The sequence below is a fragment of the Pseudomonas sp. 2835 genome, from assembly GCF_050435905.1.
Lineage (GTDB): Bacteria > Pseudomonadota > Gammaproteobacteria > Pseudomonadales > Pseudomonadaceae > Aquipseudomonas.
Genome location: NZ_JBNDLE010000032.1, coordinates 21828 through 43419 on the forward strand (window position 1 = coordinate 21828; position 21592 = coordinate 43419).

30 protein-coding genes are annotated in these 21592 nt (G+C 60.6%); 26 read left to right on the forward strand and 4 right to left on the reverse strand.

Features of this window, described 5'->3' with window-relative positions; translation table 11 throughout:
- Positions 1-44: 44 nt before the first annotated feature.
- From ABIE20_RS26810 to ABIE20_RS26910, 21 genes are all read left to right on the forward strand, one after another.
- Positions 45-293, forward strand: a complete 249-nt coding sequence (locus ABIE20_RS26810; protein ID WP_429508518.1) for a hypothetical protein — start codon at positions 45-47, stop codon at positions 291-293.
- Positions 294-298: 5 nt separating this feature from the next.
- Complete coding sequence (locus ABIE20_RS26815) at positions 299-484, forward strand: hypothetical protein (protein ID WP_429508520.1); 186 nt, start codon at positions 299-301, stop codon at positions 482-484.
- Positions 459-1067 (forward strand): putative metallopeptidase, encoded by a 609-nt coding sequence (locus ABIE20_RS26820; RefSeq protein WP_429508522.1) that lies wholly within the window; start codon positions 459-461, stop codon positions 1065-1067. The genes ABIE20_RS26815 and ABIE20_RS26820 overlap by 26 nt, the downstream gene beginning before the upstream one ends.
- A gap of 32 nt (positions 1068-1099) precedes the next feature.
- Positions 1100-1561: a DUF2280 domain-containing protein gene (locus ABIE20_RS26825; protein ID WP_429508524.1), complete on the forward strand. Its 462-nt coding sequence runs from the start codon at positions 1100-1102 to the stop codon at positions 1559-1561.
- The gene (locus tag ABIE20_RS26830; protein WP_429508526.1) at positions 1548-2822 is read left to right on the forward strand and encodes a terminase large subunit domain-containing protein; all 1275 of its coding nucleotides are present in this window, start codon (positions 1548-1550) and stop codon (positions 2820-2822) included. Before ABIE20_RS26825 ends, ABIE20_RS26830 begins: the two co-directional genes overlap by 14 nt.
- A 2-nt stretch (positions 2823-2824) precedes the next feature.
- A complete protein-coding gene (locus ABIE20_RS26835) occupies positions 2825-4204 on the forward strand; it encodes a DUF4055 domain-containing protein (protein WP_429508527.1) in 1380 nt (459 codons plus the stop codon).
- On the forward strand, positions 4204-5280 hold the full coding sequence (locus tag ABIE20_RS26840; RefSeq protein ID WP_429508529.1) for a hypothetical protein: 1077 nt from the start codon (positions 4204-4206) through the stop codon (positions 5278-5280). Before ABIE20_RS26835 ends, ABIE20_RS26840 begins: the two co-directional genes overlap by 1 nt.
- 150 nt (positions 5281-5430) lie before the next feature.
- Positions 5431-6219: a DUF6651 domain-containing protein gene (locus ABIE20_RS26845; RefSeq protein ID WP_429508530.1), complete on the forward strand. Its 789-nt coding sequence runs from the start codon at positions 5431-5433 to the stop codon at positions 6217-6219.
- Between the two features lie 102 nt (positions 6220-6321).
- Positions 6322-7302 carry a major capsid protein gene (locus ABIE20_RS26850; protein WP_036995746.1) on the forward strand — a complete coding sequence of 327 codons (981 nt, stop codon included), beginning with the start codon at positions 6322-6324 and terminating at the stop codon, positions 7300-7302.
- Between the two features lie 48 nt (positions 7303-7350).
- A complete protein-coding gene (locus tag ABIE20_RS26855) occupies positions 7351-7707 on the forward strand; it encodes a hypothetical protein (RefSeq protein WP_429508532.1) in 357 nt (118 codons plus the stop codon).
- Entirely contained in the window at positions 7707-8075 is a 369-nt protein-coding gene (locus tag ABIE20_RS26860; RefSeq protein WP_429508533.1) for a hypothetical protein, read from the forward strand. The genes ABIE20_RS26855 and ABIE20_RS26860 overlap by 1 nt, the downstream gene beginning before the upstream one ends.
- 1 nt (position 8076) lies before the next feature.
- Entirely contained in the window at positions 8077-8460 is a 384-nt protein-coding gene (locus ABIE20_RS26865) for a hypothetical protein (RefSeq protein ID WP_429508535.1), read from the forward strand.
- 2 nt (positions 8461-8462) lie between these two features.
- Positions 8463-9140, forward strand: coding sequence for a hypothetical protein (locus ABIE20_RS26870; protein ID WP_429508537.1), 678 nt, complete (start codon positions 8463-8465; stop codon positions 9138-9140).
- On the forward strand, positions 9137-9565 hold the full coding sequence (locus ABIE20_RS26875) for a phage tail terminator-like protein (protein WP_429508539.1): 429 nt from the start codon (positions 9137-9139) through the stop codon (positions 9563-9565). The genes ABIE20_RS26870 and ABIE20_RS26875 overlap by 4 nt, the downstream gene beginning before the upstream one ends.
- Before the next feature lie 39 nt (positions 9566-9604).
- A complete protein-coding gene (locus ABIE20_RS26880) occupies positions 9605-10258 on the forward strand; it encodes a phage tail protein (protein WP_258702650.1) in 654 nt (217 codons plus the stop codon).
- A gap of 9 nt (positions 10259-10267) precedes the next feature.
- Positions 10268-10651, forward strand: a complete 384-nt coding sequence (locus tag ABIE20_RS26885) for a phage tail assembly chaperone (RefSeq protein WP_429508540.1) — start codon at positions 10268-10270, stop codon at positions 10649-10651.
- 53 nt (positions 10652-10704) lie between these two features.
- Positions 10705-10965 carry a DUF1799 domain-containing protein gene (locus ABIE20_RS26890; RefSeq protein ID WP_196932267.1) on the forward strand — a complete coding sequence of 87 codons (261 nt, stop codon included), beginning with the start codon at positions 10705-10707 and terminating at the stop codon, positions 10963-10965.
- Between the two features lie 3 nt (positions 10966-10968).
- Positions 10969-14319 (forward strand): phage tail tape measure protein, encoded by a 3351-nt coding sequence (locus tag ABIE20_RS26895; RefSeq protein WP_429508542.1) that lies wholly within the window; start codon positions 10969-10971, stop codon positions 14317-14319.
- On the forward strand, positions 14319-14657 hold the full coding sequence (locus ABIE20_RS26900) for a phage tail protein (RefSeq protein ID WP_429508543.1): 339 nt from the start codon (positions 14319-14321) through the stop codon (positions 14655-14657). The genes ABIE20_RS26895 and ABIE20_RS26900 overlap by 1 nt, the downstream gene beginning before the upstream one ends.
- Before the next feature lie 9 nt (positions 14658-14666).
- A complete protein-coding gene (locus tag ABIE20_RS26905) occupies positions 14667-15419 on the forward strand; it encodes a phage minor tail protein L (protein WP_429508544.1) in 753 nt (250 codons plus the stop codon).
- Between the two features lie 2 nt (positions 15420-15421).
- Positions 15422-16177, forward strand: coding sequence for a C40 family peptidase (locus tag ABIE20_RS26910; RefSeq protein ID WP_429508546.1), 756 nt, complete (start codon positions 15422-15424; stop codon positions 16175-16177).
- Positions 16178-16441: 264 nt separating this feature from the next.
- Here the strand turns inward: ABIE20_RS26910 and ABIE20_RS26915 are convergent, their stop codons facing one another.
- A complete protein-coding gene (locus ABIE20_RS26915; RefSeq protein WP_429508548.1) occupies positions 16442-16864 on the reverse strand; it encodes a hypothetical protein in 423 nt (140 codons plus the stop codon).
- A 249-nt stretch (positions 16865-17113) separates the two neighbouring features.
- Here ABIE20_RS26915 and ABIE20_RS26920 point away from each other — a divergent pair, with 249 nt between their 5' ends.
- Positions 17114-17287, forward strand: coding sequence for a hypothetical protein (locus tag ABIE20_RS26920; protein WP_429508549.1), 174 nt, complete (start codon positions 17114-17116; stop codon positions 17285-17287).
- Between the two features lie 95 nt (positions 17288-17382).
- Positions 17383-17739: a VOC family protein gene (locus ABIE20_RS26925; protein WP_429508550.1), complete on the forward strand. Its 357-nt coding sequence runs from the start codon at positions 17383-17385 to the stop codon at positions 17737-17739.
- 56 nt (positions 17740-17795) lie between these two features.
- Here ABIE20_RS26925 and ABIE20_RS26930 read toward each other — a convergent pair whose 3' ends face one another.
- Genes ABIE20_RS26930 through ABIE20_RS26940 form a run of 3 tightly spaced genes read right to left on the reverse strand, consistent with a single transcriptional unit; the run spans position 17796 to position 19545 of the window.
- Positions 17796-18440 (reverse strand): hypothetical protein, encoded by a 645-nt coding sequence (locus ABIE20_RS26930; RefSeq protein ID WP_429508551.1) that lies wholly within the window; start codon positions 18438-18440, stop codon positions 17796-17798.
- Positions 18422-19042, reverse strand: a complete 621-nt coding sequence (locus ABIE20_RS26935; RefSeq protein ID WP_429508552.1) for a DNA translocase FtsK — start codon at positions 19040-19042, stop codon at positions 18422-18424. The genes ABIE20_RS26930 and ABIE20_RS26935 overlap by 19 nt, the downstream gene beginning before the upstream one ends.
- A 41-nt stretch (positions 19043-19083) precedes the next feature.
- Positions 19084-19545, reverse strand: a complete 462-nt coding sequence (locus ABIE20_RS26940; RefSeq protein WP_429508554.1) for an Arc family DNA-binding protein — start codon at positions 19543-19545, stop codon at positions 19084-19086.
- Between ABIE20_RS26940 and ABIE20_RS26945 the strand changes: the two genes are divergently transcribed.
- The 3 genes from ABIE20_RS26945 (at position 19523) to ABIE20_RS26955 (ending at position 21565) form a co-directional block, all read left to right on the forward strand.
- Positions 19523-19768 (forward strand): hypothetical protein, encoded by a 246-nt coding sequence (locus ABIE20_RS26945; protein WP_429508555.1) that lies wholly within the window; start codon positions 19523-19525, stop codon positions 19766-19768. The genes ABIE20_RS26940 and ABIE20_RS26945 overlap by 23 nt on opposite strands.
- A 64-nt stretch (positions 19769-19832) precedes the next feature.
- Positions 19833-20762 carry a BRO-N domain-containing protein gene (locus tag ABIE20_RS26950; protein WP_429508556.1) on the forward strand — a complete coding sequence of 310 codons (930 nt, stop codon included), beginning with the start codon at positions 19833-19835 and terminating at the stop codon, positions 20760-20762.
- Complete coding sequence (locus tag ABIE20_RS26955; protein ID WP_429508558.1) at positions 20759-21565, forward strand: KilA-N domain-containing protein; 807 nt, start codon at positions 20759-20761, stop codon at positions 21563-21565. Before ABIE20_RS26950 ends, ABIE20_RS26955 begins: the two co-directional genes overlap by 4 nt.
- The last annotated feature ends 27 nt before the right edge of the window (positions 21566-21592 follow it).

The window sequence follows — 21592 nt, forward strand, 5'->3', positions numbered from 1 at the left end:
TGGCGCGACCACCACTCAGCCTGTGCGCAGGCCGGAGATATCCCATGAAGACCGAATACCAGGTCCGCCCTGTTACCCGTTACATCGTTACCCGCTACACCCTTGATGGCGCAAGTGAGGGTGGCGCCCAAGGCGCATCATCCGTGACGGTAGGGGAGTTCGCCAGCGGCCGGCAAGCCGATCTGGTTGCTGATGCACTGGTGGCAAAGGATAAGGCTGATGGGATCGAGTCCAGTCGTTCACGCCACGGCCTGAGCCTGGGTGAAGTTATCTCTGGTCAGCGGGTGGAGTAGTCCGAATGGCTACAGTGTCTGCGAGAGTCGTCGCCCGCCATCGCTGGTGGCTCAAGTGCTACCTGGCCGGCGTGTTCGCCATGGCGCAGTTGACCGGTCGAGACCCATGCCCGGAGCGCTTCAGCTACTGGATCAAGCGAGGCATCAAGATCGAGGTGCGGCTGCATGGCAAGACCAATACCGCCGGCTGACCTGCTCGAGTCGCCCTGGTTGATTCTTCGTCCCGCTCCGGATGTATGGGAGTGGATACAGCAAGAGATCCTCGCCACCACTGGCAGCATCCACAACGAAGATCACGCTCACCTGCTCGACGCCAACATCGGCGTGCTCTGGGCATCCTCTGGATTCGCCAAGCAGGGCCGGGTGGTGCTGGGTCAGGCCGAGCAGGTCATGTTCCGTGCCGGTGGCTGGCAGAAGGCTCGCCAAGAGCAGCAGATGCGGGACTGGTTTGGCGAGGAGCCGGATTACCTGATCACTCTGGCCGCTGACTACTGCGCCCAATGCACCGATGCTGAGTTCTGCGCCCTGGTCGAGCACGAGCTTTACCACATTGCTCAGGCGACCGATCAGTACGGCGCGCCCAAGTTCACCCAAGAAGGTCTCCCCAAGCTACAGATGCGCGGACACGACGTTGAAGAGTTCGTCGGTGTAGTTCGTCGCTATGGGGCAGGGGAAGACGTTCAGCAGCTGATTGACGCTGCAAGCCGGCCGCCTGAGGTGGCCAAGATCAACATTTCGAGGGCCTGTGGGACCTGCCTGCTCAAGTCTGCCTGATCCTTGACAGGACCTTGACGGAATAGACCCATATGGCAGCCCTGAAAGATGAGGTGAAGCGCTTCATTGTGCAGGCGCTTGCCTGCTTCGATACGCCCACTCAAGTAGTCCAGGCCGTCAAGGAAACTTACGGCCTTGAAATCTCCCGTCAGCAATGTGAGCAGTACGATCCGACTAAATACGCTGGCCGTGACCTTGGTGTGAAGTGGAAGGCGGTTTTCGAAGACACCCGCAAGCGTTTTCGCGAGGAGACGGCCGAGATCCCGATTGCGAACCGCGCCTACAGGCTTCGTGCCCTGGGCCGGATAGCAGAGCGCGCCGAGACCATGAAGAACCTGCCGCTTGCCATCCAGGTGCTGGAGCAGGCGGCCAAGGAGGTTGGCGACATCTACGTCAACCGGTCCGCCAAGGTCGACGACTCATTGAATTCAGTACCACCAACCTCCGTACGTGTTGAGGTGGTCGACGCGAGGAAGCGGGATGCCGACGCTTAATGTGCCCCAGGCGCGGTTCCTCGCCATGCCTCACAAGTTCCGCGGCTTCGTTGCCGGGTTCGGCTCAGGGAAGACCTGGGTAGGTTGCTCCGGGCTCTGCCAGCACGTTTGGGAGTGGCCGCGAATCAACGCTGGCTACTTCGCCCCGACGTACCCGCAGATCCGGGACATTTTCTTCCCAACGATCGAAGAGGTGGCCTTCGACTGGGGGCTGCGCATCAAGATCAAGGAGTCGGACAAAGAGGTCGACTTCTACAGCGGCGGTCAATACCGCAGCACCGTGATCTGCCGGTCGATGGAGAAGCCCGCGACCATCGTCGGCTTCAAGATCGGCCACGCCCTGGTCGACGAGCTGGATGTTATGGCCAAGCTCAAGGCTGAGCAGGCCTGGCGGAAGATCATCGCGCGGATGCGCTACAAGGTTCACGGGCTCAAGAACGGTGTGGATGTTGCCACGACGCCTGAAGGGTTCAAGTTCACCTACCAGCAGTTCGTGAAGCAGATCAGCGAAAGGCCAGAACTGAAGACGCTGTACGGCTTGGTCCAGGCCAGCACCTATGACAATGAGGCGAACCTGCCGGACGACTACATCTCGTCCCTGGAGGACTCTTATCCGCCGCAGTTGATCAGGGCTTACCTACGTGGCCAGTTCGTCAACCTTACCTCCGGCGCCGTGTATCCCGACTTCGACCGTAGGCTGAATCACAGCAACGAGGTTGAGCGGGAGCGGGAGCCGCTGTTGATCGGTATGGACTTCAACCGGCTGAAAATGAGCGCCGTGGTGTACGTGCTACGGGGCGGCTGGCCGATTGCTGTGGCCGAAGTCACTGATGGGCGTGATACGCCGTACATGGCCGACCTGCTTAAGCGCCAATATGCGAGCAAGGGCCACCCGATCCAGATATTCCCGGATGCCTCGGGCGCCAACTCCAGCAGCAAGAACGCCAGTGAGTCGGACTTGAGCATCCTGCGGCAGGCGGGCTTCTCCATTCGCGTGAACAGCACGAACCCTGCCATCGCTGACCGAGTGAACGCCGTAAATGCCCTGATCCTCAATGGCCAGGGCGAACGACGACTGAAGATCAACACGAACAGGTGCCCGCACCTCACCGACGGCTTGGAGCAACAGGCATACGACAAGAACGGCATGCCGGACAAATCCAGCGGCGTGGACCATTTGAATGATGCCGGTGGTTACCCGCTGTCTTTCCTGTTCCCGATTTCCAAGCCGATGACGACGACCCAATCCCTGAGAATGTGACCATGAGCGATAACCCAAGTATCACGCTGCCCGCGGTCGACGCCATGCGCGCCTACTGGGCCGTGATCACGCCGCTCATGGGCGGGACGATGGCCATGCGCGATGCGAGCAAGACCCTGTTGCCGCAATACCCCGCCGAGGATGACGATTCCTTCAAGGAGCGCCTGCGCCTCTCGACGCTGCTGCCGGCGTATTCCGAGACAGTCGGCAACATGACTTCTCGAGTGTTCGCCGAGCCGCTGCAGGTCGGTGACGATGTGCCTGAGGCCATACAGGTGATGGCGAAGGACATCGACTTCGCCGGCAATGACCTCAACTCCTGGTCGGTGGAGTTCTTCCGCGAAGGCCTGAGCCATGGCTTGTGCCATGCATTCGTTGATCATCCACCTACCCAAGGCGTGCGCACCCAGGCAGAGGAGCAGGCGGCCGGTGTGCGGCCCTATGTCGTTCTGGTGAAACCAGAGCAGGTTTTGGGCTGGCGCTCCAAGGGCGGCGTGCTCACCATGATCCGCTACATCGAAGTGATCGAGGAGGAGGATGGCGACTTCGGCGCCAAGTGCGTCGAGCAGGTCCGCGTGTTGGAGCCAGGCAAGTGGCGGACCTACCGCCGTGCCGAGAAGGGCGGTGCATGGGCGCTGCATGACGAGGGCACCAACAGCCTGACCAGCATCCCTTGGGTGACGTTCTACACCGGGCGCACTGGCTTCATGACCGCGAAGCCTCCGCTACTGGAACTGGCTCACCTTAACGTCAAGCACTGGCAGAGCCAAAGCGACCAGGACAACATCCTGCATGTGATTCGAGTGCCAATTCTGGTGCGGATTGGCGTGCAACCGATGTTCAATGATCAGGGCCAACCGGTGCCGCCAGAGTTCAAGGTAGGCACCGGCGCGCTGACCGACTTGCCGGCCACCGGCGACCTCAAGTATGTCGAGCACACCGGTCAGGCGGTCGAGGCCGGCCGTACGGCGCTGCAGGACCTGATCGGCGAGATGCGCATGGCCGGGGCCAAGCTACTGACTCCTGAAAAGGCTGCGACCAAGACCGCCACGCAAGCGGAGGAAGAAGCAGCTCAAGAGCTTTCTCCGCTGGCGCGCATGGCAAGTCATTTCGGCGACTGCCTAGCGCAGCTGCTGCAGTACATGGCCGACTATCGTGGCCTCGGCGAGGGTGGCGCGGTCGAGATGCGCGGAAACTTCGACGTGGACTACATGCCGGAGGTGTCGCTTCCGACCCTGGTGGCTATGGCGAACGCTGGCATGATCTCCAAGGAAACGCTGTTCACCGAGATGCAGCGCCGCGGTGTGATCAGTGACGAATACGACTGGCCCGAAGAGCTTGAGAAAATCGAGTCCCAAGGCCCTGCACTCGGTGCGCTGTGATGAAGACGGCCAACGAGAGGTTGCTGGATGAACTGATCGGGCATGAGGTTGACCTTTCCAGGCTGAGCAATGGCCAGGTCAGGGCGATCATCAAGATCCTGAACAGCAAGGACGCCGAGCTGCGGGCTGCATTCATTGAGGCGATCGACAATCTCGGTACCGATCTATCGGCACCGGCAGTGGATAGGGCGCTGGCTGAAGTGCTGCGCCTTAACCAGGCCACGTTCGTCGAGATCCGTCAGGCCCTGGACCAGGCCACCGACAGCTTGATCAGCTACGAGCTCGCTTTCCAGCAGGGTGCGCTGCGAGCAGTTCTGCCTGCGGTGGTGCAGGAGGCTTTGCCCGTCGCTGCACCAGTGTTCAGCCAGGTCAAAGCAATAGCGCAGGCCAGGCCATTTCAAGGGCGTCTGCTTAGGGAGTGGATGACCGGGATCGAGGCGACCCGCGCTGCTGCAGTTCGCGATGCCGTCCGTGCTGGCGTGGTCGAGGGCCGCACGACTGCCGATATCGTCCGTACCGTCATGGGTACCCGGGCACAGAACTACGCCGATGGCATCTTGCAGAAGCCCAGACGCGAGGTTGAGGCGGTCGTCCGGTCCGCTATATCGCACACTGCTGAAACAGCCAGTGACGCCGCCTACGAGGCCAACAGCGACATCATCAGCCATGTTGAATGGCTCAGCACGCTGGACACGCGCACATCGACCGATTGCCGCATCAGGGACCGTCTGCCGTACAGCTTGGGAACCTACAAGCCGATCGGGCACAAGATCCCATGGCTTGCCGGACCTGGGCGGATTCACTTCTGCTGCCGGTCCACCAAGCTGCCGATCCTGAAGGGCGCATCCAGGCTTGGATTCAGCGATAGCGCGACGCGGGCCAGCATGGATGGCCAGGTTCCGCAGTCGACCACATACGCTGACTGGTTGCGTCGGCAGCCAGCAGCGCGCCAGGACGAGATTCTCGGACCAGCGCGAGCGCGGTTAATGCGTGAGGGTGGACTGAATCTGGAAGCCTTCTACAACGACAAGGGCAAATTTCTGACCCTTGACGAGTTGCGCGAGCGCCTGAAGTAGCCCGCGCCACGAAACGGACAACCGCGCTTTTGTGGTGCGGTCCCTCAACGCCTCGCCATGCGCGGGGCTTTTTTCTGCCCGCAGTTCGGATGAACAGGGCGCTAATTGGCCGGAAGGCCTGCCGATGGGCGGATGCCCGGAGATCGATCCATGAAGCTCAAACTTGACGAAAACGGCAACGCTGTCCTGCAGAGCGGTCAGCCTGTCTACGTGCACGACGACGGCAAAGAGGCCCCATTCGATGCGGCCGCAGCAGTTACCAAAATCTCGGCATTGAACCGTGAGGCCCAAGGCCACCGCGAAGCAAAGGAAGCGGCTGAGGCCCGCGCCAAGCTGTTCGAAGGCATCGAGGATGCTGAGGCCGCGATCAAGGCTCTGGAGACCGTCAAGAACCTCAAGGAGGGTGATCTGGTCACTGCCGGCAAGGTTGAAGAGATCAAGTCTGCCGCCAAGCGCGCAGCTGAAGAGCAAGTTGCAGCCGCTGCCAAAGCGGCCGCAGAGCGCGAGAAGACATTGCAAGGCGACTTGGAGAAACTGCAAGGCCAATTGCATGGCGAACTCATCGGAGGCAGCTTCAGTCGGTCGAAACTGATCGCGGAGAATTTCGCGATTCCAGGTGACCTGGTGCAGGCGCGCTTTGGCCAGGCCTTCAAGATCGAAGAGGGCAAGGTGGTTGCCTACGACCCGGCCGGTAACAAGATCTTCAGCCGCGCCCGCCCGGGCGAGGTGGCGGACTTCGACGAAGCGCTCGAGGCTCTTGTCGACCAATACCCCTACAAAGAACAGATCCTCAAGAGCTCTGGTGCGAATGGCGGCGGCGCCCCAAATGGCGGTGCACCAGGCGGCAAGCCCTCGGCAGGCAAGGGCAACTTCGGCGGCAACAAAGAAGACCGCCTGCAGGCCATCAAATCGCAATTCCCTGATCTGGCCCAGTCCTGATCAGTCCCTAGCTGTCATCCCGGATGGGGTACGGCGCACTAGGGCGGATGCCCGACAACCATTTATTGAGCCCATCCGGGCAACAGCTATAGGAGCTCCAACATGGCGCTTTCCGATATGGAAGTGTTCAACACCTACTTCATGCCTGCGACCATCGAGACGCTGGCGCAGATGGTCGAGCGGTTCAACGCCGCATCCGGTGGCGCGATTCTGCTGACCACCGACGGCTTTGACGGCGACTTCCTGCAGACCAGCTTCTACGCTGGCCTGGCGGGCGCGCGTCGTCGCGTGAACCGTTACGGCAACAATGGCAACGTGAACGCTGTCGACCTGACCCAGCTCAAGCACAACACCGTCAAGGTCGCGGGCGGCTTCGGCCCGGTGCGTTATGAGCCATCCCAGATGACCTGGCTACGCAAACCAACTGCCGAGGGCGTAGAAGTGGCGTCCCGCTACTTCGCCGAATCCCTGCTGCAGGACCAACTGAACACTGCCATCGCCGCGTTGGTGGCAGGCATCGGCAACCAGGGCGCTGCCGCGGTCGTCGATGTGTCGGGCACCAAGAAGGTGGACTACATCGCAGTGAACGACAGCCATGCGCTGTTCGGCGATCACTCCAGCCAACTGATCGCTCAAGTGATGGATGGCGCCCAGTTCCATGCCTTCGTGGGCCAGAACCTCACCAACGCCGAGCAGCTGTTCAAGTCTGATGCCGTCCGCGTTGTCGATATCCTGGGTCGCCTGGTTGTGGTGACCGATGCTCCTGCACTCTACAGCGCTGCTGTGGCCGATCCGGCCGCGCCGGCCAAGCGTCGAGTGCTATCCCTGGCTCAGGGGGCAGCCACTGTCCACGATGCCCGCGACCTGATCTCGAACATCGAGACCAGTAACGGCAAGGAGCGTATTGAGACCACCCTGCAGATCGACTACAGCTTCGGCGTCGGTCTTCGCGGTTATGCCTGGGACGTTGCCAACGGCGGTGCCTCGCCTGATGACGCGGCTCTCGCCACCGGCGCGAACTGGGACAAGGTCGCGACCAGCATCAAGCACACCGCCGGCGTCATGGCTATCGGCCAGGCCTGATGAATCAAGTGACGCGGCCTTTCGGGGCCGCCAACCTCGGAGACTGACATGTCCGAAAAAATCATTTACGAGCGCCATCCGGTTTCTGCCGAGCGCAAAGCGGACCTGCGTCGGAAGGGCTACAAGATCATTGATGCGAGCTTCGCCCCGGAGGATTACGAACACCCTGAGCCGATCAAGGTCGCCAAGCCCAGCGATAAACCATCTCTCGATGCCTTGAAAAAGGCCTTGGACGAGAAGGGCATCAAGTACGACGGGCGCGCCGGCGCTGCTGCCCTGCAGAAGCTGCTCGACGACGCCATCAAGGTCGAGGGGCTCAAGGCCAGTCTGACTGAGAAGGGCATCCAGTACGGCGACGACGCCAGCCTGGAAGACCTCCAGAAGCTGCTGGACGAGGCCGCATAATGACCACCTACATCAACGCCGTGCAGGTGGATAGCCTGCTGGGGGCCGATTGGGCGCCCGAAGAGAAGAAGCCGCGCGCGGTGCTGATGGCCAACACCTGGCTGACCAACCTGGGGCTGCCTGCATTCGACCCGGTACCGGACGATGTGGTTCAGGCTGGTGCTGAGGTCGCCCGGGAGGCCGCCGCTGGCAACATCTTTGCGGCCAAGGAAACCGGGGTGCTGAGCAAATCGGTAGATGCTGACGGAGTGTCCAGCAGCAAGACCTACTCGGCGACCGCCCGAAAGATCAGCGCCGGTGAATCATTCGCCTTGGCGTTGCTGAACCAATACCTGGGCACCGGCCAGGCCAAGATAGTGAGGGGCTGATATGGGCCTTCGAGACGAGCTGCAGGCCGACATGGCTGAGGCCTTTAACACTGACCTGGCTGATGCTGTAAGTGCGGTAGAGGGCAGCAGGGCGGTGAAGGGTGCCTATGACCCCGCAATTGGTGGCGCCCCAGAGACGACTATCTACTACACCGGGCGCGGTGTCTTTGGGCAGTACAAGGCCAGAGAGATCGACGGAGCGCGCATTCTGGCTTCGGACGTTCGCCTCAAGGCCCTCCAGAACGAACTGTTCATGCAAGAGGGTGGCGTGGTCACAGTCATCGCCGCGGTACCGGCCATCAACGACCGCATCAGCGGCTACCGCGTGGTCAACGTCGGCCAGGACGCGGCCAAGGCTACCTGGACCATTCAACTGAGGAAGTGACCATGGCGCGCGGATCGCACATGAAAGAGCGGTACGGCGGCCTTGATGGCAGTTTCTCAGCCCAGCTCCAGCAGTTTGCCGACACTGCCAGGGAGTCGATTGATCTGACCTTCCGCGAAGTTGTGATTGCGATTGGGCGCGACCTGATTCGGATGTCACCGGTTGGCAACCCCGATGTCTGGAAGGTCAACGTCGAATCGCAGGACAAGGCTGGCGCGCAGGTATCTGCTTACAACGCGAAGGCGGCCAGCATCAATGCTGCAATTGCTGCCGAGACCTCGAGCTTCACCAAAAGCGGCAGACTGAAACGGGGAATCAAGTACCGCAAGCCTCTGACCAAGCGCGAGCAGCTGGAGAACTACGGCTACGGTGCAGGTGTTCGCAAGGTTGGCCAGGGTTACGTTGGCGGTCGATTCCGCAGCAACTGGCAACTGACTGCTGGCGCGCCTGCATTGGGCGAGATTGAAGAGATCGAGAGCGCTGATGAAACGATCGCCAAGATCATTGGCGCAGCTGGCAGCCTGACCCTTGGCGAGGTCGCCTTCATCGTCAACAACTTGCCCTATGCAGTCGCATTGGAATATGGCCATAGCACCCAGGCACCGACCGGCATGGTCAGGGTGACCATCGCTGACTTCCAGAACATCGTGAGCAGAGTGATCGAGGCGAGAAAGGTATGAGCCATGCACGCGCCCGCCAGGCGATTGAGATCAAGCTGGCGGCCTGGGCAGCTGCGCGCCCGATCCGGGTCGCGCACATGGAGGACGGCTTCGAGGCCGTCCCAGGCGAAACCTACCTCAGGGCCTTCCTGCTGCCGGCCAGCACCACGACCCGCTACTTGGCTGCCGAGGCCTATGAGTACCGGGGTATCTACCAGATCAGCATCGTCTGCCCGGCGGGCCAGGCCCTGGCTACTGCCGATGCCCTGGTCGACGAGCTCAGCACGCTGTTCCGCGTCGACACCGAGCTCAGCCGATCCGGCTTCGAAGGGCTGATCGTCGGGCCGCTGGAGCAGGGTCCAACCATCACCGAACCGGCGACCTACACGGTCCCGGCCAGCTTCACCTACCAGGGTGTCGCAGACCAACCGCCCGCTGGGGCATAACCAACCGCCGCCCGGCGGGCATCAATGAGGAAACACACCATGGCCGCACGCATCCCGCTGCCCAACGGCTCTGTTGTCGAGATCGCTTCTGTTCTCGGCACCGCTGTACCTTTCACCTCCCTGACCAACGCCAAGCCTCCGGTGGCCGCTTCGGTCGGGCACGGCATCGACGCTGGCGATATCCTGCTGATCAACTCCGGCTGGGCGCTGATCAACGACCGCGCCGTCAAGGCGTCCGGTGTTACCGCCGACGCTTTCTCCCTGGCCGGCCTGGACACCACCAACGAGGAGCGCTTCACCGCAGGTGCTGGTGCCGGCTCTGTTGTACCGGTTTCGGGCTGGACTCAGATCTCCAAGGTCACCGCCTTCGCTGTATCCGGTGGTGAGCAGCAGTTCCTCACCGTTGGTTACCTGGAGAATGACGACGACCTTCAGTTCCCCACCAACCGCAACCCGATCAGCGTTTCGATCACTGTCGAGGATCAGCCTGAGGCCGGGTATGTCGGCGTGGTTGAGGGGTATGACGACTCCAAGGAGCTTGCGGTTGTCCGCCTGAAGCTGCCTGGCAATCGACAGATCCTGATGCCCGGCTACGTGAGCATCACCAGCACCCCGACCATGGACCGCAACCAGCTGATGACCCGTACCATCAGTATCGGCCTGTCCGGTCGCCCGACCCGCTACAACGCCTAAGGGGGATCCATGGCGAAGATCAAAATCGCGCAGAGCCCAACGTTCGGCGCCGCGGTACAGCTTCCACGGGTCGGCTCCGCCCCGGTCGAGGTTGGTTTCGAGTTTCGTTACTTGGACCGTATCGCGCTGTCCGAGATGTTCGACCGCTGGAACAAGGCGCGCGATGCCTGGGAGGAGAAGGCGAAGAAAAAGGGTGTCAGCTGGAAGGACGCCACTGCCGCCGAGATCGAGCTTCAGGCTGAGCAGTTGAAGGATATCGTGGTCGGCTGGGATCTCGACGACGAGTTCAGCGACGACGCCGTCCTCGAGCTGGTGCGAACCTGCACTGGCGCGCCAAAAGCTGTCATCGACGCGTTCCAGAACGCATACAGCCCGGCCCGCCTGGGAAACTGAAGAGCGCGGCCAGGGCTGTCTACGAGCAGGGCGCCTCCGAAGGGCAACTGGCGATGCTCGGCCTGAGCCGCGCCGACCTTCCCGAGGAAGAGGTAGAGGTCTGGCCGGATGCCTGGCCAGCCTTCCGCCTGTTCGAGGCTATGTCCACTCAGTGGCGGACGGGCATGGGCGGTGCCTCGGGTCTGGACTACTCAATCATCCCGGCCATCGCCTCGATGCTCGGCATCAAGCGCCGCGACCTTCCCGACATTTTTCCCGATCTCCGTGTAATGGAGGCCGAGGCCTTGGCCGTCATGGCCGAATCCGTGGAGTAGATCATGACCACCATTGCCGAACTCGGGATCAAGGTTGATTCCGGCGATGCTGTCGAGGCTGCAAGCGACCTCGACAAGCTGGCAGACGCTGGCAAGCGTAGCGAGGAATCGGCGGGCAAGACCGGGCGCGCCTGGGAGTCAGCGCTGAGCGGGATGCAGGGTGATACCCGGCAGATTGTTCAGGAGCTGCAGGCTCTCAACGCCAAGCAGGCTGAGCTGGCACAGCAGATGATCACGGTCGGCCGTGCCGTGACCACCGCCGCGGCGGGCATGACTGCATTCAAAGCCGGGGCTGAGCAGGCTGGGCAAGCGCAGGCTGCGTTGACCACTGCCACGGACGCCGGGGCCCAGGCCAGCCGCCGTGCTGCCGAAACTGCTGATGATCAGCAGGCTCGCCTGTTGGCCATGGCGCGGTCATCCCTGGAGGCGAGTGAGTACGTCCAATCGCTGAACCGTGCAACCGCTCAAACCGCCGAAGTTACCAGCCAAGCGAATGCCGTGCTGTCGGAGAACGCCAGCCGGCAGGCCGCCATCAACACCCGTGCACAAGCTTTGTTGGCGACAGAAGAGCGCCTGGCCGGATCCGCCAAGACCGCCGCCGCCGCCCAGCGCGATCAGGGCCAGGCTCTCGACGACCTGCTCGGTAAAATCGACCCTACGGTCGCAGCCATGAGCCGTCTGGATCAGATGGAGCAGAAGCTGCAGGGATTCAAAGCCAGCGGCGTCCTCGACCCTGAGACTTTCGCTGAGTACAAGGGGAAGGTTGACCAGGCGAGGGCTGCTCTGGGCGGTGCAGATGCTGCACTGAGCAGCACTGGCATGACTGCAAAGGCTACCGCTGCAGCGCTGCGAGGTGTACCGGCTCAGTTCACTGATATTTTCACGTCGATCGTCGCTGGTCAGCCGATCATGATGGTTGCGTTGCAACAGGGCGGGCAGCTCAAGGACATGTTCGGCGGGCTTGGCCCGGCAGCGCGCGCCTTGGGCGGCTACATCCTTGGCCTGATCAACCCCTTTACCGTGTCGGCTGCTGCCGCAGTGACGCTGGGGTACGCCTTTTACAAAGGTTCCGAAGAGGCACACGCCTACAGCGACGCGCTGATCCTGACGGGTAATTCCGCTGGGCTGACTGCCGACCAAATGGGCAGTATGGCCAAGCAGGTAAGTGCGACTGTTGGCACGACCGGGGCAGCTGCATCGGTTCTGGCGAGCCTGGCCGGTAGCGGCAAGATCGCCGGCGACAGCTTCATGGATGTGGCCCAAGCAGCCGTTTCGATGGAGGAGGCTACAGGCAAGGCGGTTTCCGAGACCATTGCCGAGTTCGTCAAGTTGGCGGACGACCCAGTCAAAGCCTCGGTAGCGTTGAACACCCAGTACAACTATCTGACGAGTTCGGTCTACTCGCAGATTGCAGCACTCGAGCAGCAGGGGAAGCACGCAGACGCCGTCAAGCTCGCCACCGACGCCTTCGCGGACGCAATCAACGAGCGCACCCCGAAGATCATCGAGAACCTGAGCTGGTGGGAGCGCGGTTACAACGCGGTCGCCAAGGCTGCCGATCAGTTGAAAAACATTGGCCGGGAGAGCATCGACGACGATATCCGTCAGGCAGAGATCAACTTGGCCGGTGCTGAGCGTGGCGACGTTGGGGCCTTCCAGAACCGCGACACCATGGTCGAGTTTTACACCGATCAGCTCCAGTTCTTGAAGGACAAGAAAGCAGCCCAGGAGGAGATCGCTGCATTCGATCGCCAAGAGGCGGAAGCCAACGAGAAGACCATCAAGGCCATGGCCAAGGTCGATGCCCTGGAGAAGTCAGCCTGGACCAACTCTAAGAAACGCAGCGAGGCGCTCAAGGAGTACGAGCGCTCCCTGGATATCATCAGAAAGAAGGATCCAGCCGACGCGCGACTCAATCCTGAGGCTGTCGCAAGGGTTCGTAGCAACATCGCCGAGCAGTACAAGGACCCAGTCGGGCGGACTGGCGCTGTGGACCTTTCCGGCTTCAATGCACAGAAGAACACCCTTAACTCCATCCTGGCTGAGTACAAAAACAACCAGAAGGAGCTGGATGCAGCCCAGAAGGCCGGCATCATCTCCCAGGAGTCGTACGCGGCCCAGCGCGCGGCCATCATCGAGCAGCAGAAAGGCGAGGTGACCAACGCCTACCAGGCGGAGATCGCGGCGCTCGAAGCTGCCAAGGGCAAGGCCGGTACCTCGGCCGCCCAGCAGATCCAGCTGGACCAGAAGATCGCCGATGCCCGGGCCAACATGGTCAAGGCGCAGAAGGACGCTGATTCGGAACTGGCTGTGCTGGCCACGAACGAAGAGGGGCGGCTGCGCAAGCAGGCCCAGGCGGTGCAGACCTACACCAGCGCGCTGGATCAGCAGGTGAAGGCTCTGCGCTTGCAGGGCCAGCGATCTGCCGAAGGCCTCGGCCTAGGCGACCGGCAGCGCGGCCTACAGGGCCAGCAGAACGGCATCACCGACCGGATCAACCAGCAGAAGCTGGACCTGGCCAACCAGTACGGTGACGGCTCCCGCGGCATGAGCCTCGATGAGTACAACCAGAAGCTCTCGGCGCTCGACAAAACCCAGCGCGACCTGCAGGAAACTGCGATCGCCAACTACAACGACATGACCGCTGCCCAGGGCAGCTGGAGCGCCGGCGCTTCGTCGGCCTTCCAGAACTACCTGGAGTCGGCCCGAGATGTCGCCGGCCAGACCAAGAGCCTGTTCACCAACGCCTTCAACTCGATGGAAGATGCCGTCGCGAACTTCGCCATATCCGGCAAGTTCTCGTTCGCCGACTTCACCAAGTCGATCCTGGCGGACATGGCGCGGATCGCCACCCGGCAAGCTGCCTCAGGGCTGCTGTCGAGCATTGCCGGCAGTGCGCTGGGCGCCTGGTTCAGTGGCGGCAGCGCACCTACCTCTGCAGGCTCGACCCAGGCCGGCTACAGCCCAGAGATCATGGACAACTTCGTCTCTGGTCAACGTGTCGCCGGCGGCCCGGTAGCGGCGAACTCGCTCTACCAGGTCAACGAACTGGGCCCGGAGCTGCTGAATCAGGGAGGGAAGACCTACCTGATGATGGGGGCCGAGGGCGGCACGATCACGCCGCTGGGGGCTGGGCCAGTATCCGCTGCGGCAGCTGGAGCGGGCGGCGGTACGGTGATCCATGTGTCGGTGAGCATCGATGGCGAGGGAAATGCCGCCTCGTCGGCCGACACCGCTGGGTACGAGCAGTTCGGCAGCGAGCTCGCGACGTTTGTTGAGCAGAAGTACAACCAGATGATGGCCAAGGATCTCAGGCAGGGCGGCCGTATCAACACGGCATTGAAGGGGTGCTGATGGCTATCGAGACATTCACCTGGCGGCTGCAGTCTGGCGAGCAGGGCGAGTTCACCTTTGCGGTTCGAACCAAGCGCTTTGCGGATGGATACGAACAGTCCGTAGGCGAAAGCCTGAACAACCGTTCGCAGTCCTGGCCCATCACGTACACCGGTACCAAGGAGCGGGTGAAGGCCGTAAAGGCCTTCCTTGATCGGCACCAGGGCGCAAAGGCCTTTCTGTGGACGCCTCCGCTTGGAGAGCTCGGCCTCTACAAGTGCGTTGGATATCAGCTCAGCAACCGCGGCGGCTTGATCTACGCCCTGACCGCAACCTTCACACAGACATTCCACCCTTGAGGTCAATCCATGCCCCTGATCAGAGACATCCAGAAGTTGGAGCCTGGCAATGAGGTGATCCTCTTTGAAATCGACGGCTCCGAATACGGCGCCGACGTGCTGCGATTCCACGGCCACGCTATCCCGCACTCGCCCGAAGAACTGGCTGCAGCCGGCGCGAACGCCGATCAGCTGCCGGCCAAGTCGATCTTCTGGCAGGGCAACGAGTATGCGGCCTGGCCAGTGCAGATCGAAGGTATTGGGGCGGACAGCAATGGCTCGGTAGCGCGGCCAACGCTGTCAGCCGGCAACGTCAATGGCCGCATCACAGCTCTGTGCTTGGCCTTCGACGACCTGCTGAAGTTTCAGCTGACCGTGCGCGAGACCCTGGCCCAGTACCTGGATGCCGAGAACTTCCCGGGCGGGAACCCCGAAGCGGACCCGACCCAAGAGGCGCTCGAGATCTGGTACATCGACCAGAAGACCGGCGAAGACGGTGAGATGGTCGTGTGGGAGCTCTCTTCACCGGGCGAAATCGACGGCTTTGGTCTGCCGGGCCGGCAGATGACCACCTTCTGCCACTGGGCCATGACCAATGGCTATCGGGGCCCTGACTGCAACTACACCGGCGCCGCGATGTTCGACGACGAGGACAACCCGACGGACGACCCTTCGAAGGACCAGTGCAAGGGCTGTCTCAGCTCCTGCAAGTTGCGCTTCGGCGAGACCAACGAGCTTTCCTTCGGCGGCTTCCCAGCCGTATCCCTGATCGCACGGAGCTGACCATGCGCAAACACATCCTGGCCGCCGTGCAAGCGCACGCCGCGGCTGAGTACCCGCGCGAGTGCTGCGGGCTGATACTGGCCTTAGGTCGAAAGCAAATCTACGTGCCGTGCACCAACACTGCGAGCGACCCGGGCGAAGAGTTCCGGATCGCGCCGGAGGAATACGCTGCAGCAGAAGACCGGGGCGAGGTGATCGGCATCGTGCACTCGCACCCGGACGCCACCAGCCGGCCATCGCCGCGTGACCTGGCCATGTGCTCCGCGACTGGTTTGCCATGGTGGATACTTAGCTGGCCAGAGGGGGACTTCAGGGAGGTTCTGCCCACCAGCCACACTCTACTGCTGGGCCGGCCATTCGTACACGGCGCCTGGGACTGCTGGCAGGCTTGCGCGGACTGGTATCAGCGGGAGTGGGGGTTGGAGTTTCCGCCCTATGCCCGAGAGGAAGGTTGGTGGGAACAGGCCTCCGGGCCCAGCCTGTACGAGCAGGCCTACGAGGCGGCTGGCTTCTACCAGGTCGACCGGCCACAGCGCGGCGACATGATCGTCATGGAGGTGGGGCGCACGGCGCACCCGAACCATGCCGGGATCTACCTGGGCGCAGATCCGCAGTTGCCCGGCGAGCAGGTCCAGGTGTTCGGCCAGGGGCCGTTCCTGTTGCACCACCTGTACGGCAGGCCATCAGAAATCATGGTGTTCGGCGGGCCTTGGCTTGCCCGGACACGCCTTGTGTTGCGTCATCGGGATGCAAAATGAAGCGGCATGGCCGCGTGGAGGAGGGCATGAGCAACCAAAAGGCAGATGCTGTGGCGGTGAGTCGGCTCGAAACTAGGATCGACCCAAGAACTAGAGTCGTTCCATCGAAGTCGCCGGCTCCATGCGACTGGGACGATAGAGAGGTCGTCCCGTTACGACAAGATGGGCCGTGGGATCCACGAGAGCTGCTATTTGTTGGTTTGTCCTGCTCTGCAATTGACCCGGGAGCGCCCGCGCTTGTGGCGATCACTGCTCGAAGCGTCGTCAGCCCAAGTAAAGGCGATAAATATCTCTCTTGAAGTCCATAATGAGAGCGCCGCATTCGATCGCAAGCATTCCTACAATCAGATGTTCGGTCGCAGGGCTGTTGCGTAAGGGTGCTGAAAAAATGTCGGTCTCTATCTGTACGGCAGCCTCTGGAAAGTAGAGGTGGCATCGGTGATGGGTACTATCAACTGTGGAGGTACTGCCTCGAGTAATGGAGGTTCCGATTTGCGGGCATAAAGCCCCTTCGATCGTCTCCATTGTCCCGTAGTTATGATCTGCGCCGGTGTCGAGGAGGGCGTAGTGCGCATTGAAACTGCTCGGCGCGAAAGCGCCATTGTGATGATCTGGGTCAAAACGTAGCACTACTTCAACGACAGGCCGACCTGGGCGGCGATCTCTGACCACACCATCGTCATCCATGAATTTGACCCGAACGCACTTGAGTCCTTCGGGCAGTGAATACGCTGTCAAAGCGACCTCCTAGGTCATCAATGCCCCAGTCCATGGGCTTGCAGGCAACGGACTGGGGTAGTTCGTTGGAGGCACAAAGCTACTACGGCCTCGAACAGGCCCGGTACTGGCTTTCCATCCACACTGGATGGGTGGACAGTTGCGACTTCTAAGTGCGCGCGAGCATCATCTGGACATCGATCACTACTGGAGGCGTGGATGCCTGACGACAAGAAGTTCTATGTAATGAACTGGTTTACCGGCAAACCTTTTGATGTGGCGGGCGATGGTACGGACATGAAAGGACTATGCTTTGAAACTGAAGAAGAGATGAAGGCGTTTGTGGCTGCACACTGGCCGGATGGGGCGGTGGAATTGGTCCCGGATCGATAATCGGCAGAAGCCCAGCCCCGCGCTGGGCTTTTTGCATCTGGTGCAAACCTTCTGATTGGCTGTGTTAAATTCCAGCCTCCAACATGGAGGTGCCAATGAGCAACAGAGGGAAGGATCGCCAGATCGACAACATTGAGTTCAACGTCAGCGACATCAAGCGCAGCAAGGACTTCTATGGCGCGGTTTTCGGTTGGAGCTTCGTTGACTATGGCCCAACATACACTGAGTTCAGTGACGGTCGGTTAACCGGTGGCTTCACCACTGGCGAGCCAGTCAGACCAGGCGGCCCATTGGTCATTTTGTACTCAGACGACCTTGCTGGTGCCGAGAGAAGGGTTGTGGCTGCTGGCGGCGAGATCAGCCGGGAGGTTTTTTCTTTCCCTGGTGGGAAGCGATTCCACTTCATCGACCCAGATGGCTATGAGCTTGCTGTCTGGACAGCGGCGGTCTGAGGGAGAATGGAGCCCAGCCCCGCGCTGGGCTTTTTGCATTTGGCGCCGATCTTCTGCTACAGCTGAGTGCCTCGGGGCTTGTGTGCTCCTCTGCCGTACTTCTCAAGCATGAGCAGGAGAAAGTCCAACCCAGCAGCGAGCTGCTCTTTACGGGATTTGCTGGGTAGATCCTCAAACGCTGAGTTCGCCCTCAGGGTAAAGTCATGATCTGCCCCGAGCTTGCCAGGGTTCAACGCTAGATACCAAATCTGGAACGCCTGCATGGGCGCCGTCAGTGGGCCGCCTAGTTCGCCGCAGTCGAGGGTGGCTATGAAGATCAGCTCCTCGTTCTCGCATTCGTCGAAACTAAGTTGCGCATCAGGGTCTCGGTCCGCGTGTTTCAGGAAATTCTGGGCGTTGTGTATCACTGCCAGTGCCTGTTTTTTATCCAGGCCGGAATCTTGTATAAGTCGCGACCGCCATGACTCGTCCGGTTTCGAGTGCTCAACCAGGTCGGCAAATAGGCCGAAGGCAGCCGCGGCGAGCGTGCGAACCGCCAGCGGGTCATGATCGGCCAGGAGCAAGCCTATTGCTTCATCCAGTTGGCGTGAGGCTGCTTCGAATTTTGAGCATGTGACCTGCATAGTTTGCCCTCTGATTCTGCCGAGAACGAGATGTGCGCGGCCCTTGGCCTGGGTTGGGGTTAACTGCGGGAATTCCATCCAACCACTAGGCCGTTCTCCAGCGTTACACGGAGTAAATACCGATTGCTCCCCTCGTGGTCATACTTCCACACTTCTCGTGACTTGTTCTTCATGTACTTCTGGTCTACAGCATCGGGCTCTCCGGCGGAGTCGAACAGCTGTGCGGCGGTCATCCCTTCCCAAATTTTCCCCTTAACGATGGCCAGGGCGATGGATTCTTCGCCGTACTTTTCTACGAGATACGCGGTGCGAAGTGCTATCTCCTCTTGCTTACGCTGGTGTTCTAACTCAGCTTTGGAAGGTGAGGAGCGCGCAGCGTTCCGCTGCCCGGCAGTGAGCAGATGGCGGCTTCCATGGGCGTCAGGTCCAGAGATGATGTAGTCGTCCTCAAGGGCTTCGATCAGCCGGGCTGCGCGGTTGTAGCCGATCTTCAAATGGCGCTGAACAGCCGAGACGCTACAGCGGCCGGTGGACGTTACAAGGCGCGCAGCTTCCAGATACAGTGGGTCCTCATTGGGCGCCAGGTCTGAAAGATCGATCTGTGGCTGTGGCTGTGGCTGTGGCTGCGGACTCGGAGATTTGGCTGCCGAGCCGCCGAAAAATGTCTTCCACCAAGACATCCTTGGCTCCTTACTGGTTGGCGCTGGGCTGGGCTTGGGGGTCAGTCTTTATCGAATATGATGGACAAGTGGTCTGGCCCATCCCAGTCAAGGGTATACCCAGCCGCTTCTAACTCCCTGCAGATTTCGCCGGTGGTTTCGTCATGTTCCGAATCACTCATTTCGTCGAGTCCCATGTCTCGAAGGTCGACGTGAGCGATTGATGCCCCCTTGTTGATAGCAATCTGTAGCTCCGAGAGAACCTCTTTCCGGACCTCTACTGCGGTGCGTTTTCGCGATTGCGCAGCCAGCTCCCTAGCCTTTCTAGCGCTTGGAATGACATCAACTCGCCCGCTACGGAAATGACTTTCCTCTAGGCGAGCAACAATTTCGGCGTTCAGTGAACGCTTGGATTCTTGTGCGGCTAGCTCGATATGCTCACGCAGATCGGCCGGCAGTCGTAGCTTGAATTGGGAATCGTCTCTACTCATGGCGCGGATGATGGACCACGGTGGTGTTGACATCAATGGGACCACCGTGGTTCTATTTGTTTGGGATCACGGTGATCCCTTGGTGAGCGGAGGCGGCATGGCAAGAGCAGATGCGCAATTCAAGCTTCGACTTCCCGGCAGCCATAAGGCCTGGGTTGAGATAAAGGCGAAGGAAGGTTTCCACAGTATGCAGGCTGTCATTTTGAAGCTTATCGATGAGGCTATGAGGCGAGATGAGCAGATCAAGCAGGCATGAAAAAGCCCCAAGCGTTGCAGCGCTTGGGGCCTCGGATAACGTCAATCAGCTTAGGAAAAACGTCATGAGCGATAATAGCACAAACGTAATCCCTTTCAATTTTGGCAAGCAGCAGGTGCGCACGCTGTTGGTCTGCGACCAGCCTTGGTTTGTGGCAAACGACGTATCGGCGGCGCTTCTGTATAGCGAGGCATCAGCCATGACCCGTCATCTGGACGATGACGAAAAGGGCCTGTCAATTGTGCAGACCCCTGGTGGCGAGCAAGAAATGCTGGTTATCAATGAGTCTGGCTTGTACTCGGCGATCTTGCGCAGCCGCAAGGCTGAGGCCAAGCGCTTCAAGAAGTGGGTGACCGCCGAGGTCCTGCCGGCAATCCGCAAGAACGGTCGCTACGAGGACCGCCAAGCCAAAATGCCAACCCTCATGGATGAACTCATCGGCATGAGCGAGCTGAGCGTTATCAAGGGCCTCATCAGGGACAAGGGGAAGGCGGTCGCAGCAGACAAACGTCAGAGCTTCGCGCTGACCATGCACAATCGCCTGCATACCCGCTTCAACGTGCCGCGCACCGAGCTTATCCCGGCTGGCCAGTTCGAAGCCGCCTGTAATTTCATCGCGGCCTACAGCGTGCTGGAGGGGGAATTCATCGCCAAGGAGCCGCCACAGCTCCAGTTGCCGCTGAACATCCATTACCCGGTTGAGGCGCTTGCCGCCCTGCGCGAAGGGATGCTGACCATCCGCAACGACAAGCAAGCATGGTTGGACGTGACGCTCGACGATCTTCGCGATACCCGTGACAACAACACGCCTTTGGAGCGCCTGTTGTGGGATCTTGAGAAGGCTGGCTTCGATATCCGCGGCGCCTGGTGGGAGCTTCGCACCTACCGGAACAAGCTGCGGGAGATCAGTTCGTTCGTGACGGGTATGGGGCGGGTGATTGAAGAGCCTCAGCGTTACGCGGTAGATGCACCCAGCGGGAGGGCAGCGGCATGAGCGCATTGATGATCGCGGGTATCGAAATTCATCAGGATCACGACGGCCGATTCAGCCTGAACGACTTTCACAAGGCCGCGGGAAGCGAGAACCGGCACAAGCCATCGTTGTGGACCGAAAATCAGCAGGCTCAAGAGCTAATCGAGGAGATTGGCAAAGCAGGAATTCCTGCTTTGAGGATTGTCCGTGGCGGTCGGTCGCCTGGAACCTACGCTTGCAAAGAGCTGGTGTATGCCTATGCCATGTGGGTCAGCCCTACGTTCAGCTTGCATGTGATCCGCTCATTTGACTCGGCATCTGCCAATGACGCGGTTATCCCACAGGAAAAGCGACTTCCGATTGCCGCCGACAACCTGGATGCAGCAAAGCGTATTGCAGAAAGCTTCGGCCTGGAAGGTAACCAGGCGCTGCTTAGTGCCAACAGCATGGTCCGCTCAGCTATCGGCATCGACTTGATGGAGATGGCTGGCGTGAAGCGCCTGGTCAACGAAGCGCAGGAGCTGAACTACACGCCGACCGAGCTTGGCGCGAAGTTCGGCATGAGCGCGGCAAGCATGAACAAGCTGCTGGCGCAGTGTGGGTTGCAGCATCATGTGATCTACAAACCCGGAAAGAAACGTTGGGAGGTTACGCCGGACGGCAAGGAATTTGCCGTAATCACTGACACTGGCAAGAAGCACAGCGACGGAAAGCCGGTTCAGCAGATCCTCTGGAAGGAGTCGGTGGCCAAGCCCCTGAAGCGCCTGGCCGAGAAGCTGCAGGCTGAAATGCCGGAGGTCGTGGCTCACGGCCTGTCGCGGTAACCCTCCACACAAAACCGAACCCCGCCA